This is a genomic window from Alkaliphilus hydrothermalis (assembly GCF_016908555.1).
GTDB classification, from domain to species: domain Bacteria; phylum Bacillota; class Clostridia; order Peptostreptococcales; family Natronincolaceae; genus Alkaliphilus; species Alkaliphilus hydrothermalis.
Genome location: NZ_JAFBEE010000005.1, coordinates 66,034 through 79,597, shown reverse-complemented (window position 1 = coordinate 79,597; position 13,564 = coordinate 66,034). Strand labels below are relative to the sequence as shown.

Annotated in this window: 15 protein-coding genes; all 15 read left to right on the top strand. The window is 36.5% G+C overall.

What is annotated here, in order from left to right:
* Window positions 1-8: 8 nt before the first annotated feature.
* The 15 genes from JOC73_RS05405 to spoIIP all read left to right on the top strand — a co-directional run bounded on the left by JOC73_RS05405 (window position 9) and on the right by spoIIP (window position 13,562).
* Window positions 9-782, top strand: coding sequence for a cell division protein FtsQ/DivIB (locus JOC73_RS05405; protein WP_204400943.1), 774 nt, complete (start codon window positions 9-11; stop codon window positions 780-782).
* 11 nt (window positions 783-793) lie between these two features.
* The gene (locus JOC73_RS05400) at window positions 794-1,519 is read left to right on the top strand and encodes a DUF881 domain-containing protein (protein ID WP_204400942.1); all 726 of its coding nucleotides are present in this window, start codon (window positions 794-796) and stop codon (window positions 1,517-1,519) included.
* Between the two features lie 23 nt (window positions 1,520-1,542).
* Entirely contained in the window at window positions 1,543-2,265 is a 723-nt protein-coding gene (locus JOC73_RS05395) for a DUF881 domain-containing protein (RefSeq protein WP_204400941.1), read from the top strand.
* 2 nt (window positions 2,266-2,267) lie between these two features.
* On the top strand, window positions 2,268-2,612 hold the full coding sequence (locus JOC73_RS05390; RefSeq protein ID WP_204400940.1) for a small basic family protein: 345 nt from the start codon (window positions 2,268-2,270) through the stop codon (window positions 2,610-2,612).
* A 254-nt stretch (window positions 2,613-2,866) separates the two neighbouring features.
* Entirely contained in the window at window positions 2,867-3,964 is a 1,098-nt protein-coding gene (gene ftsZ / locus JOC73_RS05385) for a cell division protein FtsZ (RefSeq protein WP_204400939.1), read from the top strand.
* 305 nt (window positions 3,965-4,269) lie between these two features.
* The gene (gene spoIIGA / locus JOC73_RS05380; protein WP_204400938.1) at window positions 4,270-5,160 is read left to right on the top strand and encodes a sigma-E processing peptidase SpoIIGA; all 891 of its coding nucleotides are present in this window, start codon (window positions 4,270-4,272) and stop codon (window positions 5,158-5,160) included.
* A 33-nt stretch (window positions 5,161-5,193) separates the two neighbouring features.
* A complete protein-coding gene (sigE, locus tag JOC73_RS05375) occupies window positions 5,194-5,928 on the top strand; it encodes an RNA polymerase sporulation sigma factor SigE (RefSeq protein ID WP_204400937.1) in 735 nt (244 codons plus the stop codon).
* Window positions 5,929-6,203: 275 nt separating this feature from the next.
* Entirely contained in the window at window positions 6,204-6,977 is a 774-nt protein-coding gene (gene sigG, locus JOC73_RS05370) for an RNA polymerase sporulation sigma factor SigG (RefSeq protein WP_204400936.1), read from the top strand.
* 166 nt (window positions 6,978-7,143) lie between these two features.
* The gene (locus JOC73_RS05365; protein ID WP_204400935.1) at window positions 7,144-7,509 is read left to right on the top strand and encodes a YlmC/YmxH family sporulation protein; all 366 of its coding nucleotides are present in this window, start codon (window positions 7,144-7,146) and stop codon (window positions 7,507-7,509) included.
* Between the two features lie 87 nt (window positions 7,510-7,596).
* Window positions 7,597-8,058: a transcriptional regulator NrdR gene (gene nrdR / locus JOC73_RS05360; RefSeq protein ID WP_204400934.1), complete on the top strand. Its 462-nt coding sequence runs from the start codon at window positions 7,597-7,599 to the stop codon at window positions 8,056-8,058.
* 70 nt (window positions 8,059-8,128) lie between these two features.
* Window positions 8,129-8,944 carry a peptidoglycan editing factor PgeF gene (pgeF, locus tag JOC73_RS05355; protein ID WP_204400933.1) on the top strand — a complete coding sequence of 272 codons (816 nt, stop codon included), beginning with the start codon at window positions 8,129-8,131 and terminating at the stop codon, window positions 8,942-8,944.
* Window positions 8,945-8,955: 11 nt separating this feature from the next.
* The gene (locus tag JOC73_RS05350; RefSeq protein WP_204400932.1) at window positions 8,956-9,648 is read left to right on the top strand and encodes a response regulator; all 693 of its coding nucleotides are present in this window, start codon (window positions 8,956-8,958) and stop codon (window positions 9,646-9,648) included.
* An 8-nt stretch (window positions 9,649-9,656) separates the two neighbouring features.
* Window positions 9,657-11,414: a two-component system histidine kinase PnpS gene (gene pnpS / locus JOC73_RS05345; RefSeq protein WP_204400930.1), complete on the top strand. Its 1,758-nt coding sequence runs from the start codon at window positions 9,657-9,659 to the stop codon at window positions 11,412-11,414.
* Between the two features lie 209 nt (window positions 11,415-11,623).
* Window positions 11,624-12,376: a DUF1614 domain-containing protein gene (locus JOC73_RS05340; RefSeq protein WP_204400928.1), complete on the top strand. Its 753-nt coding sequence runs from the start codon at window positions 11,624-11,626 to the stop codon at window positions 12,374-12,376.
* Window positions 12,366-13,562: a stage II sporulation protein P gene (gene spoIIP, locus JOC73_RS05335; protein WP_204400926.1), complete on the top strand. Its 1,197-nt coding sequence runs from the start codon at window positions 12,366-12,368 to the stop codon at window positions 13,560-13,562. Before JOC73_RS05340 ends, spoIIP begins: the two co-directional genes overlap by 11 nt.
* Window positions 13,563-13,564 lie beyond the last annotated feature (2 nt).

The following is a 13,564-nucleotide window of genomic DNA, read 5'->3' as shown; positions in this document are numbered from 1 at the left end:
GATGAAAAATGAGTGATTATGAAGCGGTTAAAAAGCGTAAGTTAAGAAAAAGAAAAATACAGAAGGCAATCACCTCAATATTATTGATTATTGTTTTTATCCTTTGGGGAATTTATGCCCTACTTCAATCAGACTTTTTTAATTTAAAAGACGTAGTTATATTAGAGAATAATACCTTAAAACAAGAGGATGTTTTTCAAATATCGAAGTTGGGGATGGGACGAAACATTCTTAAATACAATTTAGGGGAGATTAAAGAAAATGTGGAGGCCCATCCCTATATTAAAGAAGCCTACGTTGAGAGGAAATTACCTGGAAAAATAACGATTAAAGTGAAAGAAAGAAGCGAGTATGCTATAATGGCATATATGGGCTCTTACTTATATATTGATCAAGAAGGGGTTGTGTTGGGGGTAAAGGACAATGGACTAACGCAACAAATACCGTTAATTACTGGAGCTAAATTTAATACCCTAAAGGTAGGGGAAAAGGCAGATTTAGTGAATACAGAAGATGTAATAAAGGTTCTAAAGTTACTGGAGGCAGCTAATTTATCAGAAATGATGGATACGATTTCTGAAATCAACATTTCTGAATCAGCTAATTTTAGACTAATCACCTTTGATGGGATAGAGGTCCAGTTAGGGAAAGCAGAAAACCCGGCCTATCTCATGCTTGCCCTCAAGGAAGTACTAGTTAATCTATATACAATTAATCGAAGAGATGTTATTATTGACATGAGGTACGAAGGGCATATTACAGTGAAGGATCGAAACATCTAGGAGGATAAAAAATGAAGGATATAAAGGGGAAACTAGCCTTAGGCCTGGTTTGTTTAGTTTTAGGTTTAATTATTTCTATGCAATTTAAGACGGTGCGAAATACGACTGATGGTGGTTTTTTGTCCACCCAAAGAGCCCAACAATTAACTGTAGAACTTAAGCGAGTGAGGACTGAAAAGGATCGCTTAAATAAGGAAATGGTGGAACTAGATCGCCGATTAAAGGAATATGAACAAAGTGAAGTAGATGAGAGTTTCATAATTAAAAACCTAAAAAATGACTTGCAAAAATACCAAATTTTATCGGGGTATAGTTCTGTAGAGGGTGATGGTATTGTAATTACCTTAGAGGATGCGCCTACAGAATATCCAACTGAAGGTAGTTTCTTGCAATATAATTATGAATACATGTTGGATATTATCAATAAGCTGAATGCCGCTGGTGCAGAAGCCATTGCTATTAATGACCAAAGATATATGGCTACGACAGAGATTTACTATACCTCGAATGCTTTGTATATTAATTCTGTACCAACTAATCCTCCATATCAAATCATGGCAATAGGAAATCCAGAAACCTTGGAGGCAGCTATGAATATGAGATTTGGGGTCGTGTGGAATATTAAGGAAATGGGTTTGATAAACATCAATGTAAAAAAACAGAATTCCATTGAGCTTCCTCGGTATACAAAAGTCACTAATTTTAAATTTGCTAAGCCATTGGATATTGGTCAGTAGTGAATAAAGGTGGGTAACGAATCATGAAAAAAATCTATAACAACGGGATTATGCTGATAATCTTTATGATATTGGGATTTGTTTTAACCATTCAATTGATGAATATGAATGAGGATTATAGTTTTGTTAGTCTAAAGACAATGTCGGATCTTCAAAATGAAGTTAACAAAGAAAAGGCAGAATTGGAAAATCTACTGGGACTGTTGAGGGATAAAAAAAACCGGTTAGAAGAATACCAAAAAGCCAGTGAAAATGAAGTAAGTATTGTAGAAGTACTCCACAGTGAAATAAATAAGCTTAAGCTATACAGTGGTTTTGTTGATTTGGAAGGTTCTGGTATAATTGTTAAATTGAGTGATGCAGAGCGGGAAATGTATGAATGGGAAGACCCAGTAAACCTAATTATCCATGAAGAAGATGTGGTGGCTATCCTTAATGAATTACGTTTTGCTGGGGCAGAGGCGATATCCATTAATGGACAGCGGATTATTTCAAATACAAAGATCAAGTGTGCAGGTCCCACCATCACTATAGATGAACATACCTACGGTCAACCGTTTATTATTAAGGCAATTGGAGATCCGGCTACATTAGAAGCTGCTGTGAAGTCCCCCGAATCCCATGGATACATGCTCAGTGAATTCTATGGAATCATCGTCGAATCACAGACAAGTCCTAGGGTAAGAATTCCTAAGCATACTGGAAGCGTTTCTACTCAATATATTAAATTAAAGGAAGGTGAATAAAAATGATTATAGCCTTAATCGGATTAGTGATCGGAATTGTCTTAGGACTTTATTTGCCGATAGAATATCCAACCACCTATTCATTATATATTTCAGTTGCAATCTTAGCGGCCCTTGACTCAGTTTTTGGAGCATTGAGGTCAAATATGGAAAACAAATTTAATACAGAGATTTTTGTTTCAGGTTTTTTTGGAAATGCAATTTTAGCTGGAATTCTAGCATATATTGGGGATCGAATAGGAGTACCTCTTTATTATGCAGCAATATTTGCATTTGGAAATCGATTATTCCAAAACTTTGCCATGATTAGGAGATATTTAATCGTTGAAAGAAAAAAATTATCATAATCCATAAATATCCTAAATAATTAAGAGGAAATTTGTTATTTTTGTTGAATTAGTTAATAGTATTATTATTTTAAATTATCATCATTAACTTGAACCTTATCAGCTGTAAAATACTTTTAAACCTATTGTAAATTTAGTACTTTAGCCTATAGCTATTATGATTGCTGTATGTTAAAGTAAAAAATAGGACAAGTAATCTAATGCTACGATCAAACAACTATAAAAGCTTATATACATAACAAGGGGGTAATACTGTGTTAGAATTTGATGTAGATATGGAACAATTTGCTCATATCAAAGTAATCGGTGTTGGCGGTGGTGGAAATAATGCCGTTAATCGTATGATTGAGTCTGGTTTAAAGGGCGTTGAATTTATCGCTGTTAATACAGATAAACAAGCTTTATACACTTCTAAAGCTGAACATAAAATACAAATTGGTGAAAAACTTACTAAGGGATTAGGAGCTGGTGCTAATCCAGAGGTGGGGCGTAAGGCTGCTGAAGAAAGTAGAGAGGATATTTGTAAGCTACTTCAAGGTTCTGATATGGTATTTGTAACTGCAGGTATGGGTGGTGGAACAGGTACTGGGGCAGCGCCTATTGTAGCAGAAGTAGCAAAGGAAATGGGCATTTTAACTGTAGGGGTAGTAACAAAGCCCTTTACATTTGAAGGTAAAAGAAGATTAACCCATGCAGAACAAGGAATTGAAGAGTTAAAGGGAAGAGTAGATACTTTAGTGACAATTCCGAATGATCGATTATTACAGGTAATTGAGAAGAAGACAACTATGTTAGAGGCCTTTAGAATTGCTGACGATATATTGAAGCAAGGGGTTCAAGGTATTTCAGACTTAATCGCTGTACCAGGACTAGTAAATCTTGACTTTGCCGATGTTAAAACAATCATGTTGGAGCAGGGTCTAGCCCATATGGGAATCGGCCGTGCCAGTGGAGAAAATCGTGCGGTAGAGGCGGCGAAGCAGGCAATCCACAGTCCTTTGTTAGAGACTTCAATAAAAGGAGCTAAGGGTGTATTATTAAATATCACTGGTGGCTCAGGATTAGGATTATTTGAAGTTAATGAAGCAGCTGAATTAGTAACTGAGGCAGCCGATGAAGATGCAAATATTATCTTTGGTGCTGTAATCAATGAAGAACTTAAGGATGAAATTAGAATCACAGTTATTGCTACTGGATTTGAGAAGGGCTTTTTAGCTGACGTAGACAAGCAAGGGAAGCTATTGATTTCTGAATCTGCTAAAGATGCTAAAGAAGTAGCGGCTGCAGGTTGTGAAGAAAAAGTAAAAGCTGATGATTTAGATATACCAATTTTCCTAAGAAGAAAAAAATAGATGTGAGTTAAAGCTCAGGGATCAGCCCCTGGGCTTATTTTGTGGACTTTTCCAACAGCCATCATCTCCCTCCGATAAGAACAGTTGTATAATAATTTAGTAAAATTAGTAGAATAATACCTTATAGACCAATTAAAACAGAGGATTAGACTGTCCTTTGGTTTTTTTATGGACTTTTTTAGAAGAATTTCGACTTCATAAAATGACAGAAAACTAGCTTGATTTTTTATATAATATACATAAAGTTAATCTCAAGTGAATATGTGTATAGTAGTATATAATTTGTCCCTCTTGGGGGTGTAAAAATGATTGTTTATGCTGAATATGTTTTTCTTGAAAATTTCATAATGAATTTTATTATATTATCCCTAACAGCTAAGTTTGGGAAAGTAGAATCTAGGAAGCTTAGGTTGGTATTGGCATCATCAATGGGGGCTTTATATGCCTTTATACTATTTTTTCCTTCACTTCATTTCATGTATTCAATGTTGATGAAGGTGGCATGCTCCATGTTAATTATTATTGTGGGATTTTCCCCCTATAGATTCAGGGATTTCTTTCGTTTACTAGGAATCTTTTATCTTATTACACTGATTTTTGGGGGAGCGGCATTCGCATTATTTTATTTTACTAGCTTTAATGGCATTATCAGTAATGGGATTTTTTATACAACAAATATATCCTTAAAAAATATTATGCTATCCTGTGGTTTTGCTTATATGTTGGTGAATTTCTGCTGGGGTTATATCCAAAAACAATTATCCAGAGAAAAAATCTATACCAATGTAAAAATAGAAATGAATGGAGAACTGGTGGAGCTGAAGGGATTAGTGGATACAGGAAACTCTCTAAAGGACCCCATTACAAGTTATCCCGTTATGATCGTGGAATATGATGCAGTTCTAAAACTATTTCCAGAGTATCTTAAAAATGCCTTCATTGGCTCAAAGTTTCCTAACTTTGATGAAATAACAATGCTACTACACAATACCCCCTGGATGACTAGATTAAGATTCATTCCTTTTCAAGCCCTTGGTACAGAAAATGGAATGTTGGTGGGATTCAAGCCTGATTCTGTAGTGATCGAAAGGGAATCTGATCTAAAAAACGTTCAAGAGATCATAATCGCAATTTATAGTAAGCGGCTTTCTAAAACAGGCGATTATAGAGCATTATTACATCCAGATTTAGTATAAAAACTATTAGAAGACTTTGAGGAGGTTTGCAAAGTGAAATTATTCTTGTCAAAATGTAGATTGGTGATTAGGTACTATCTTATAAAATTAAAGCGAAAATTAAATATATTTGAAGAAGAGAGTGTATTTTACATTGGAGGTAGTGAAGCATTACCCCCACCCTTGACCAATGAAGAAGAAATGTACTTAATTGCAAAGCTAAGGGATGATGAAAGTACTGTAAGAACCATCTTGATTGAGAGGAATCTTCGCTTAGTAGTCTATATAGCAAGAAAATTTGAGAATACTGGTGTAGGGGTTGAAGATTTAATTTCCATTGGCACTATAGGTCTAATAAAAGCTGTCAATACCTTTAATCCAGATAAAAATATTAAATTAGCCACCTATGCATCTAGGTGTATAGAAAATGAAATCCTGATGTATCTGAGAAGAAATAATAAGGTAAGGATGGAGGTCTCCTTTGATGAGCCCCTAAACATAGATTGGGATGGCAACGAATTACTATTATCGGACATACTGGGAACAGAAAATGACATTATTTATAAGTTTTTAGAAGAAGAAGTAGATAAAGAACTATTAAAAATTGCACTAAATAAATTATCAAAAAGAGAAAAGAAAATAATGGAGCTTCGTTTTGGATTATTTTCTGGGCAAGAAAAAACTCAAAAAGAAGTAGCTGATATTTTGGGAATCTCCCAGTCCTACATATCTAGATTGGAAAAGAGAATCGTTGTTCGACTACAAAAAGAAATCAATCGGATGGTCTAAAGCTATTATACAAGCCAATAAACTGATTGAAGGACAGAAAAGCCAGTCACCACTAAAAGCGTATATAAAAATACGCAAGGGTGCTGGCTTTTTGCTGTGGTGAAGATGATTAGTTTTGATGGCTTAAATCGTCTATCAATGGAGGATTTTTTATAGTATAAATTACCAATAGAATCTTTACTTGAGGACTCTCTATATTCGTATAAAAAAGAACAATCCGTCAATAATTAAAATAGTAAAGGGGTAATTCATTGTGAAAGGACTGAAATTTTACTATGCACATAAACAAAGTAGAAATTTGCGGAGTGAATACATCAGAATTACCAGTGTTAACAAATCAACATATGCGAAAGCTCTTTGATCGAATCCACAAGGGGGATAATTCAGCCCGTGAAGAATTTATTCAAGGGAATTTAAGATTAGTGTTAAGTGTGATTCAGCGGTTTAATAATCGAGGAGAGCACGTTGATGATTTGTTTCAGGTGGGATGTATAGGATTGATGAAGGCTATTGATAATTTTGATTTAAGTCAAAATGTTAGATTTTCTACCTATGCTGTACCGATGATTATTGGGGAGATTAGAAGATACTTGAGGGACAACAACTCAATACGGGTGAGTCGCTCTCTTAGAGATACTGCCTACAAGGCACTACAGGTAAGGGATCAATTGACAAATAAGCATGGGAAGGAACCTACAGTAACGGAGATTGCAAAACAACTGGAGATTCCCAGAGAAGATGTAGTTTTTGCCCTAGATGCCATTCAAGACCCTGTATCACTATTTGAGCCGATTTACCATGATAGTGGTGATACTATCTTTGTCATGGACCAAGTCAGTGATGAAAAAAGCGAAGATGAATGTTGGATTGACAATATAGCCTTAAATGAGGCCATGAGACGATTAAATGATCGTGAAAAACTAATACTATCCCTTCGTTTCTTTGAAGGAAGGACCCAAATGGAGGTTGCCGATGAAATTGGCATCTCCCAAGCCCAAGTCTCAAGATTAGAAAAAACGGCATTGAAGCATATGAGGAAGTTTATTTAGTCACCCTGTTGGGTGGCTTTTTAAAATTACTTTTCTAATTTAGTCATAAATCCTTAGACAAGTCTATAAATATATATATAAATAAAAAGCAAGTTCCATGTATAGAGTCGTCAAAACTTGGTCTGAATATTGTCGGATTGAATGGGATAGATTAGGAGGGATATTTATGTTGAGGGCATCGGATTTAACACAAAAGGAAGTCATTAACACCACCGATGGTAAAAGAATCGGCATGATCATGGATTTAGAGGTGGATTTGGCAAAGGGGAGAGTAAATGCCATTATCATTCCTGGGACAGGAAAGTTTTTAGGCTTATTTGGTAAAGAGGTGGAATATGAGATTAGTTGGGATCAGATCAAAAAAATAGGCGAAGATGTTATCTTAGTGGAAATGAAAAATACTGTAGAGCCCCAAGCCTATAATCAAAGTCATAATCAAAGCATCAATCAAAGATTTAGAGGGGAAGAGCCTAAAAAAGTAGTGCTGGAGCCAGAATTTATAAGAAAAGAGATAACAAAGGACGATAAATAATTAAAAATATTAGACATTGCAAATGTTGTATATTATAATGAAACCATGTAAGATAAAGCATTTCGGCTGAAATGAGGGGGGGATTTTATGAATTGTCCATTTTGTGTACATCAGGAGTCAAAGGTGGTGGATTCCAGACCTACCGATGAAGGACAGGCGATTAGAAGAAGACGAGAATGTATAGCTTGTGGCAAAAGATTTACCACCTATGAAAAAGTAGAAGAATTACCTTTAATCGTAGTTAAAAAGGGTGGTGACCGTGAGGCCTTTAACCGAAATAAAATGATGAATGGTATTATAAGGGCCTGTGAAAAGAGACCTGTAGCCCTTAGTAAAATAGAGCATATGGTGGAAGAAATAGAAAAACATCTGTACAACTCTATGGAAAAAGAAGTTACTACAGAGTTAATCGGTCGCTTAGTAATGGACAAAATAAAAGACATAGATGAGGTGGCTTATGTTAGATTTGCCTCCGTCTATAGGGAATTCAAGGATATTAATACATTTATGGATGAATTGATGAAATTATTAAAGGACAAAAAAGATTAATAGGATTTTAGGGGGGCAAGGGTTTTTCGCTTGTCCTTTTTTGTGAAGTTATTTAAGGGAGGAAAGAAAAATGGACTTTAAGATAATAGAAAAAGATGGAGTAAAAGTAGTCAAATTTAAAAGGATAGAGGAAATTCCCTTTGTGAGACATGGCTTTAGTACTCGGATAGGGGGAGTCAGTCCAGAGCCCTTTAATCAACTGAATCTAGGGCGACTAACTCCAGATAGTCCCCATAACATTATCGAGAATACAAAACGTTTTAGTAAAGCAGTAGGGGTTAACTTTGACGACCTTGTGGCATCTGACCAAGTACATAAGGATCAGGTGAAGGTGGTGACAGCAGAGGATAAAGGAAAGGGATTTACTAGAGATATGGATTTCGACAGTATTGATGCATTGATTACAAATGAAAGAGGAGTTCCTTTGATTACATACTTTGCCGACTGTGTACCGTTATTGATGGTGGACCCCCATCAAAAAGCTGTAGGATTGGCCCATGCTGGATGGTCTGGGACTGTTTTAAAAATAGGACAGAAAACAGTGATGAAAATGCTGGAGGAATATCAATCAAGACTTGAGGATATAATTGTTGTCATAGGTCCTTCTATAGGTCAATGCTGTTACGAGGTCTCGGAGGATGTTGTTGAAAAATTTAACATGAATTTTACAGATACTTCAACCTTTGTTATTGCAAAGGATGGAGGTAAATATATGCTTGATTTATGGGAGGCCAACCGTGTAGCCCTAAAGGAAATCGGAATTCAAGATAGAAATATAGTAAAGAGTAGAATTTGTACTGGATGTAACACCGACCTATACTTTTCTCATCGGTTTGAGAAGGGGAATACAGGAAGGATGGCATCCATCATTGAAATAATCCTATAGGAGGTGCTGAGATGGCTCAAAAGAAAATCTTAGTAGTGGATGATGAGGAGCATATCTTAGAGTTAATAAAGTTTAACCTTGAAAAGAATGGTTTTGAAGTCACCACAAAAGACAATGGAGAGGAATGTATCCAATTCCTAAGGGAAATCCCTGTGGACCTAGTGGTATTGGATTTAATGTTACCAGGAATTGACGGTCTCGAGGTATGTAAAAAAATTAGGACAATAGATGGTCTGGCAAAGCTTCCTATTATTATGCTGACTGCCAGAAGTGAAGAAACTGATCGGATCCTTGGGTTGGAGTTGGGGGCAGATGACTACATGGCAAAGCCCTTTAGTGTGAGGGAGTTAGTTGCTAGAATCAAGGCTGTTCTTAGAAGGACAGAGGATCAGCAGCCAACGGTTAAAAATACCCTGTTGAAGGTTAAGGACCTCGTAATGGATACGGAAAAACATGAAGTTAGGATAGGTAGTGAAAAGATCGAACTTACTTTAAAGGAATTTGAATTATTGAAGATTCTTATTGAAAATAGAGGGAAAGTATTATCTAGAAATCTACTATTGGACGAAGTGTGGGGATATGACTATTTTGGAGAAACAAGAACCGTTGATGTCCATATCAGACACCTGAGAAAGAAAATCGGAGACGATGAGACAGGAGAATATATTGAAACCATCCGTGGCGTGGGCTACAAAATGAAGTAGGTGGAAATATGCAAAGAAAAATTTTTGGAGCCTTTTTTATCATTTTGTTACTAGGGATATTTTTGACTGGCTTTTTAAATCTTAGCCTAATTCGCTCAAGTCATTTAAGGGAACTGGAAAATCGGCTCGTTACCAATGGTTTATTAATTGAACAATTCCTTAGGGAACATGACGGTGAAATTACTGAAAAAGAACTAAGGAGAATTGCTGAAGAATATGGAAAAAGAATCAATGCAAGAATAACGCTGATTGATGATCGAGGTGCCGTACTGGCAGATACTCGAGCTAAAGAAGAAGAAATGGAAAACCACGCAGAAAGAGAAGAAGTAAAGGCTGCCCTAGAAGGAAACACTGGAAAGGCTATTCGGGAGAGCGTGACGGTAAATGAGGAAATGTTTTATGTGGCGATTCCGGTGAGCTTCCAACAGAGTGACTTGAGGGTAATCCGTCTGGCAGTCAACCTAAGGCAAATACAACAGATAAATCGAACTCTCTTCTACTATATTGGTATTTCTATTTTAGTAGGTCTACTGGCATCCCTTATGTTGGCCTATCGTTTTATTCATAAGATTATGGAGCCCATTAGAGACATGACGGAAGGTACGAAAAAAATTGCCAATGGGGGCTTTGACAAAAGAATAGAGGTCAGCAGCGACGATGAAATTGGAGAACTGGCAGATAACTTTAATCATATGGCGGAACGCTTAAAAGTGACCATAGGACAGCTATCAGAAAATAATACTAAGTTTAAGGCCTTGCTTACCAGTATGAAGAATCCCATCGTAGCAGTTGATAATAAGCATCGTTTGATTCTTCTCAATCCAGCTGCAGAGGAATTATTCCAGATTAGAATGGAAGATACCCTAGGTAAGCATATATTAGAGGTGGTTCGCAACAATGTTTTAGATGATCATTTAAAGGAAATCTTTGAAAATAATCTTGAAACCCAAATTGAGATTAGCACCCATGAGCCCGAAAAAATACTTAAAATCTATTCGAACCCCATCAAGCTAGAGGAGGATCCAAACAAGATTATTGGAATTGTAGCATTAATAGAGGATGTAACAGAAATTCGACGATTGGAAAAAATGCGTTCTGACTTTGTGGCAAATGTGTCCCACGAGTTGAAAACCCCTTTAACCTCCATCAGTGGATTTGTGGAGACTTTGAAATCTGGGGCGATAGATGATGAAGACACAAAACAGAGATTTTTAGATATTATTGATATAGAAACAGAACGATTGACACGGCTCATAGATGACATCCTTACCCTATCTGAAATCGAAAATATTCAAGCCAGAATGGTGCGACAGGCAATTTCCACCAGCGATGTATTATCTGAGATTGGGGAAATCATGAGACCAATTGCTGCCAACAAAGAGATTGAATTGTTAACCCAAATTGAAGCTAATCTACCAATCATTACAGGAAATGGAGACTGGTTTAAGCAGATGCTCATTAATCTAGTGGACAATGCCATAAAGTACACTCAAAATGGAGGGAAAGTCTACTTAAATGCCTACCAAAAATATAGCAACATTATTATAACTGTCAAAGATACAGGCATTGGAATACCAAAAAAAGACATTCCCCGATTGTTCGAACGATTCTATCGGGTGGATAAGGCGAGGACAAGGAAGGTTGGCGGAACAGGTCTTGGACTGGCCATTGTAAAACACATTGTTTTATCTTTAAATGGAAGAATTAAAGTGAATAGTGATGTTGGCAAAGGAACCGAGTTTATTGTAGTGATTCCAGTTAAGTAGGTTTTAAAATGTAAAAAAATATAAAGTTAAATTAAATAGACCAAAAATTTATTGACTTTGGCGACTACTTCAGAAGGAATATATTAATGAATTTATTAATATCTTCCTTCTTTTTTTATGGCCTCCTTTCTCGTATAGTTTTCCTTCCCCGAGGGCAAGATAAGGGAAATTAAGGTTATAACAAATCTAGCAATTAAGGAGGAGTTTTAATGTCTATAGGAATGATTTTTCTGGTAGGTATATCTGTCCTCATCTTCATGGGATTGGCAGAGAGAGTGCTGGATCGTTTAAGATTAAGTGATAAAGCAGCTATATTGATCATTATAGCCATCATCATCTCAACGGTATTCATCCCTAATATTGAACTAACTGATAAAGTTTCAATCAATATAGGTGGATTTGTGATACCCTTGGCTTTAGCAATTTACTTATTCGTAAAAGCAGAGACTGGAAAAGAAAAGCTTCGAGCAGTGATTGCTGCATTAGTATCTGGGGGAATAATCTATAGTGTACAACACTGGGTGCTTCCTGCAGAGCCTGAAGCCATGACGATTGACCCTAACTATGTATACGCTCTATTGGGCGGTTTGACAGCCTATATTATAGGACGTTCTAGAAGGGCAGCCTTTATCGCTGGAGTTGTTGGAGTAATCATTGCCGATGTGATCCAGATGGTCATCAATGCCTATACAAATATACCATCACCGACTAGATTTGGTGGGGCAGGTGGAGTAGACACCACAGTAATAGCTGGTATTTTAGCGGTGCTAATAGCTGAAATAGTAGGAGAAACAAGGGAGAGACTCCAAGGTGGGACAGCAAAGAAAAGGCTACACTTTGATAAAGGACATTTTGTGAGTACATTAGGACAAGAAGAAACTGAAGAAGCAAAGAAAAAAATTACAAAATTAGATAATGTAATCCACATTAGAGATGAGGAAGGTGACGGGGATGAAAAATAAAAAAAGAATTTTAGTGGTTAGTCTATTAGTCTTTTTATTAACCTTTACCATGGCACCTGTTTCCTATGGGGATGATTGGTATGAGGATTATGGAAGTCATTATAAAGTCTATAACGTCAAAGATAATAAGCTAATATTTGAGACTGCACGACTTGTATATAAGGGTGACCAATACATGAGTGGGGACAACAAGCTCTATCAAGTTATCCGAGTAAATAAAGATAAGAAAACAGCCTATGCAGAGTTTATTAGAGATGTTGAGTTACCTAAAATAGATAAGGTTGCAATGGAGGAGTTTGTTTTGGCACTTCGTAGTAATGAGGGCTTAGCTGCTTTAGTGGCAGAGGAAAAGGCTAGAAAAGTAGGAATCTATACTACTCATTCAGCTGAGTCTTATGTTCCCACCGACGGAACAGAGAGTAATATTGAAGGTGGAGGAATTAAAGATGTAGCGGCAAAATTAGCAGAGAATTTTAAGAAAATCGGTGTAGAGGGAGTATATGATAACACCGACCACGTACCCCATGATGCTGGTGCTTATAAAAGGTCAAGAAGAACAGCAGTACAGTTGCTAAGGGAGCAACAACCAAATGCTTTGTTTGATGTCCATCGTGATGCAATTCCAGCAGAACAATACCTAACTGAGCTTAACGGAGAACCAGCTTCAAAGGTTCGATTAGTAATTGGAAGAAGAAACCAAAACTTCAAAGCCAATGAAGAAACGGCTCAAAAGATAAAAGCAGTAGGTGACGAAATGTATCCAGGTCTCATCAAGGATATATTCTATGCAAAAGGAGACTACAATCAAGACTTAACGCCAAGGGCAATGCTATTTGAAATGGGAAGCTTTGAACATAGTCGACAAAGGGCAGAAAAGTCTACTGGTCCTTTATCTGAGGTTCTAGCAACAGTAGTTTTTGGGGGAACTTTTGAAGCAAATAAAAGTGAAGGTAAAGGCGAAGGAGCAGCTGGCGATCAAAAAGGTGGAGAAAAGAAACAGGTAACACCTCAAGAAGATAGTAATGAAGGCTCTGGTATGGGAATTGCAGCCCTTTTAGCAGTACTAGGTGGTGGAGGATTGGCCTTCCTATTCTTAAGTAGTGGTGGTAAGGAGTGGAAATCAAAAATTTCCAATTTTAAACAAGAATTCAACAGTTTCCTAGGTAGAAAAAGAAAAAGAAAGTAGAT

Bases quoted from the DNA above. Each gene is read 5' to 3' on its own strand.
- JOC73_RS05400 (WP_204400942.1), top strand. From the start codon at position 794: ATGAAGGATATAAAGGGGAAACTAGCCTTAGGCCTGGTTTGTTTAGTT.
- JOC73_RS05340 (WP_204400928.1), top strand. From the start codon at position 11,624: ATGTCTATAGGAATGATTTTTCTGGTAGGTATATCTGTCCTCATCTTC.
- spoIIGA (WP_204400938.1), top strand. From the start codon at position 4,270: ATGATTGTTTATGCTGAATATGTTTTTCTTGAAAATTTCATAATGAAT.
- pgeF (WP_204400933.1), top strand. From the start codon at position 8,129: ATGGACTTTAAGATAATAGAAAAAGATGGAGTAAAAGTAGTCAAATTT.
- nrdR (WP_204400934.1), top strand. From the start codon at position 7,597: ATGAATTGTCCATTTTGTGTACATCAGGAGTCAAAGGTGGTGGATTCC.
- JOC73_RS05405 (WP_204400943.1), top strand. From the start codon at position 9: ATGAGTGATTATGAAGCGGTTAAAAAGCGTAAGTTAAGAAAAAGAAAA.
- JOC73_RS05395 (WP_204400941.1), top strand. From the start codon at position 1,543: ATGAAAAAAATCTATAACAACGGGATTATGCTGATAATCTTTATGATA.
- JOC73_RS05350 (WP_204400932.1), top strand. From the start codon at position 8,956: ATGGCTCAAAAGAAAATCTTAGTAGTGGATGATGAGGAGCATATCTTA.
- spoIIP (WP_204400926.1), top strand. From the start codon at position 12,366: ATGAAAAATAAAAAAAGAATTTTAGTGGTTAGTCTATTAGTCTTTTTA.
- JOC73_RS05365 (WP_204400935.1), top strand. From the start codon at position 7,144: ATGTTGAGGGCATCGGATTTAACACAAAAGGAAGTCATTAACACCACC.
- JOC73_RS05390 (WP_204400940.1), top strand. From the start codon at position 2,268: ATGATTATAGCCTTAATCGGATTAGTGATCGGAATTGTCTTAGGACTT.
- sigG (WP_204400936.1), top strand. From the start codon at position 6,204: ATGCACATAAACAAAGTAGAAATTTGCGGAGTGAATACATCAGAATTA.
- pnpS (WP_204400930.1), top strand. From the start codon at position 9,657: ATGCAAAGAAAAATTTTTGGAGCCTTTTTTATCATTTTGTTACTAGGG.